Source organism: Kaarinaea lacus (assembly GCF_975902315.1).
Genome location: NZ_CDLKIE010000448.1, coordinates 1 through 3,602 on the forward strand (window position 1 = coordinate 1; position 3,602 = coordinate 3,602).

Sequence of the window (3,602 nt, forward strand, 5' to 3'; positions counted from 1 at the left end):
GCGCCACAGGATCGGCAGTATAATAAACCAGACGCAAATAAGCCTGAAACAGGCAACGTTGCAGCAAGCAGCAATACTGACAACGCCGGCGCATCGAATGCTGGTACATCAACTTCGGATTTTCCCGCATCCAAACCGGAACGAATAGCGTCTTCGCCAAGACCCATTGATATATTCAACAAAGAGTCCAGCGAACCGCCACGCCCCGCTGCCGCGGATAACCAGGTTTCGCAATCTCCTGCCAATGATCGCGCCAGCTCGGATGCCAGTGCCAGGCAACAACAAAGTGCTGCCACTGCGCAAGCCAGTCAAAGTTCATCAGCTAACATCGCTGGTAACAGCAACGCTGATGAGCGAAGCAAGCCAGGAACGGATTATTCTTCCAGCGTGGACCGAAAGCCGGAACAGCCATCGCGGACCGAGCCTGCGATAAGTCAGCAAGCGCCAGCATCGAATGGCCAACAATCTGATTTCTCAGCCGGTAGTAAACAGTCCTATGGGAATGGAAAACCGCAAGGCAGTTCGCAACACGACAATGCTCAATCAAACCAGCATTCTTCGGGATTAAACAATGAACGCAGGGAAGAAAACAGGGAGTCTCATCATCGTAGCGCCCCGTTTTCGCCACCTAAATTTGCTGAGCCAGGAGAAGAGCATGCTGCCAATAAGGAAGCATCAAAACCTGCCGGCGGTAATGCTGCGGAAGAAAATAAATTTAATGTAAATGATTCAAATAAGTCGTAACTGGATTTGCCGGTAACTGATAGCAACTACATGTAGCTGGTAAATGGCAACTATAGTAAAAATCCGGAACAACCGGAATCTCGATATTGTGGAAAGGCTATTTCAGGTAGGAATGCCTTTCCAGAATAGTTTTTAGCAATCCACTGGATGCATCTTCAATTAAGTCCAGCACTCTTTCAAAGCCCAGCGGTCCACCGTAGTAAGGATCCGGTACTTCCTTCACATCTGAGTGACTGGCATATTCCAGAAACAAACCCAATTTAGTATCGTACTCAGGATCACAAATCGATCGTAGTTTTTCCAGGTTGTCATAATCCATCGCCAGCACATAATCAAAACGTTCAAAATCCTCTGACACAGCTCGTCTTGCACGCAACTGGCTAATGTCGACGCCCCGGACTAATGCCGATTTCTGGGCTCGTGGATCTGGGGGTTCGCCAACATGATAAGCATGAGTGCCTGCGGAATCGATTCCGATTTTGTCCAGCAACCCGGCATCTTCCACCAGGCGGGAAAATACGCCTTCTGCGGTTGGAGAACGGCATATATTGCCCATGCACACGAACAACACATTAACCATCAACAACTCCTTGGGTCGGGATCGTTTAAATATTTTGTTTAGCATCGTTACAACTTATGAAATATCTAGCCCAGGATGGGATTGGTGTAAACTCGGATTAAACGTCTATGCAAATCATCGTGGTATTTCGTGTGCAGCAACAGATTAGCAACGCTCCATTAATTCTCTGACTTTCTGGTAATCATCTGCAGTATCGATACCGATCGACGCATCACGACTGGTGACTCCAACATGAATCTTGAATCCGTTGCTTAGCGCTCGTAATTGCTCAAGCGCTTCTGTTTTCTCCAATGTACTTTGCGGCAATTGCACGTATGTCTTTAAGAATCCAGCCCGATAAGCATAGATACCCATATGACAATAATAAGTGGTCTCAAGTTGCTTCAAATCCAGCATTTTTGGCATCTGCTGCAGCGATTCTGCAAACTGATCGCGATTCCACGGAATCGGCGCGCGGCTGAAATACAGGGCAAATCCATGATCATCAGCGACAACCTTGACTAAATGTGGATTTAGCAAGTCTTCCATTTCATCGATCACCGTACAGAGTGTGGCAATACTGGCATCGCTGTGATGCTCCAGGTTTTCGGCGACCTGGTTGATATTTTCCGGGGCAATAAGCGGCTCATCACCCTGTACATTGACAATGACGGTTTCGTCCAGCAGTTTATATTTCTCAACAACTTCAGCAATACGATCGGTACCGGAATGGTGCTCGGTAGATGTCAGTACAACCTCTGCCGAGAAATTATTCGCGGCAGTTACAATTTCCTGGCTGTCAGTAGCGATAATAACCTGCTCTGCACCACTTTCCATGGCCCGCTCGTATACATGCTGCAAGATGGGTTTACCGGCCAAATCGAGTAACAGCTTTCCCGGCAGGCGCGTAGACGCATAACGTGCTGGAATAACAACGGTGAAGGACACTAGCTAACTTCCTCTTCAGAGGCAAGCTTACGAGCTTCTTCTTCCAGCATAATAGGAATATCATCTTTAATTGGATATGCCAAACGATCTACCTTACAGATAAGTTCTGAGGCATCTTTTTGATAGACCAGAGGGCCCTTGCATATGGGGCAAACCAGAACGTCTAATAATTTTCTATCCATTGGTTTTCCTTATCAGGCTTGTCATTGTTTCGTAAAATCGATTTTCCAGGCAGGCGTCCACTCTCAGATACCATGCATCTTTCAATGAAAACTTCTGGCATTTTACCGCATCTTTCTCTGTCATCAGTATGGGTTTTTGGTCAGAAAAGCTTATATCCTTCAATTTGTATTGATGATGGTCCTGAAACGGATGCTTGTGGACATGGATACCCAGGTCATGAATCTGCCTGAAAAAACGTTCATTGTTACCAATACCTGAAACGGCATCGACATGCACACCTTCAAAAGCATTGAGTGGTTTTAATTCAGTGTCATTATTGACGCTATGAAAAGCATAGGCTTTTAACTGCATGGAAAATTCGTCCGCTTTTGCATCGCCATTCGTGACAAGCATATCCACGGTTCGCAACCTTGATGGTAATTCTCGCAGTGGACCTGCCGGCAGGCATAAACGATTCCCGAGCCGTCTCTCGCCATCGATAACCACTATTTCTATGTCCCGCTTCATAGCGTAGTGCTGAAGGCCGTCGTCAGACACAATGACATCGCATTGATGGTCTGCCAGTAGCGCATTAGCGGCTGCTACTCGATCTGGGCCAACACTCACCGGACAACGACAACGATTAGCGATAAGCACCGTTTCATCCCCCACCAGCGCAGGGTCCGACTCCGGGCTAACAGCCTGCGGCCATTGAGATGCACTTCCTCCGTATCCGCGACTGATTACACCCGGATTAAATCCATTGGCTTTCAGATATTGGGTAATAGCAATCACCAGGGGGGTTTTTCCCGTACCGCCAACGCTGATATTGCCCACAACGATGACAGGAACTGCCAGGCTGCTTGAATTAAGAATATTGAAATTGTAGAGAGTACGTCGCACCCATGAAACCACGCAGTACAGTATGCTCAGCGGTAATAACAACACCGTAACTATACCGGTCTTTTGGTACCAACTACGCTGTATAATCTGACTCAGCATCTATTCAATGAAAAGGTACTAGTCTTGTTTTTGATCATTCGCCACATCTCGGAACTGCATTCGATGTAATGCAGCGTAATGCCCATCGCTGGCAATGAGTCCACTGTGGTTGCCTTCCTCAACGATCTTGCCTTCATGCATTACAACGATGTTATCGGCTCCTTCGATCGTCGATAATCGATGGGCA

The 3,602-nt window shown here is 47.2% G+C and carries 5 protein-coding genes; 1 reads left to right on the forward strand and 4 read right to left on the reverse strand.

Translation table 11 applies throughout. From position 1 onward, the window contains the following. A partial coding sequence (locus tag ACWVCM_RS13960; RefSeq protein ID WP_455202374.1) for a hypothetical protein occupies positions 1-744 on the forward strand: 744 nt, incomplete at its 5' end. Between the two features lie 97 nt (positions 745-841). Here the strand turns inward: ACWVCM_RS13960 and ACWVCM_RS13965 are convergent. From ACWVCM_RS13965 to lpxK, 4 genes are all read right to left on the reverse strand, one after another. After that, positions 842-1,324 carry a low molecular weight protein-tyrosine-phosphatase gene (locus ACWVCM_RS13965; protein WP_455202375.1) on the reverse strand — a complete coding sequence of 161 codons (483 nt, stop codon included), beginning with the start codon at positions 1,322-1,324 and terminating at the stop codon, positions 842-844. A gap of 144 nt (positions 1,325-1,468) precedes the next feature. Beyond that, positions 1,469-2,251, reverse strand: coding sequence for a 3-deoxy-manno-octulosonate cytidylyltransferase (gene kdsB, locus ACWVCM_RS13970; protein ID WP_455202376.1), 783 nt, complete (start codon positions 2,249-2,251; stop codon positions 1,469-1,471). After that, on the reverse strand, positions 2,251-2,433 hold the full coding sequence (locus ACWVCM_RS13975) for a Trm112 family protein (RefSeq protein ID WP_455202377.1): 183 nt from the start codon (positions 2,431-2,433) through the stop codon (positions 2,251-2,253). The genes kdsB and ACWVCM_RS13975 overlap by 1 nt, the downstream gene beginning before the upstream one ends. Continuing rightward, the gene (gene lpxK, locus ACWVCM_RS13980) at positions 2,426-3,361 is read right to left on the reverse strand and encodes a tetraacyldisaccharide 4'-kinase (protein ID WP_455202378.1); all 936 of its coding nucleotides are present in this window, start codon (positions 3,359-3,361) and stop codon (positions 2,426-2,428) included. The genes ACWVCM_RS13975 and lpxK overlap by 8 nt, the downstream gene beginning before the upstream one ends. Positions 3,362-3,602 lie beyond the last annotated feature (241 nt).

Bases quoted from the DNA above. Each gene is read 5' to 3' on its own strand.
- ACWVCM_RS13965 (WP_455202375.1), bottom strand. From the start codon at position 1,324: ATGGTTAATGTGTTGTTCGTGTGCATGGGCAATATATGCCGTTCTCCA.
- ACWVCM_RS13975 (WP_455202377.1), bottom strand. From the start codon at position 2,433: ATGGATAGAAAATTATTAGACGTTCTGGTTTGCCCCATATGCAAGGGC.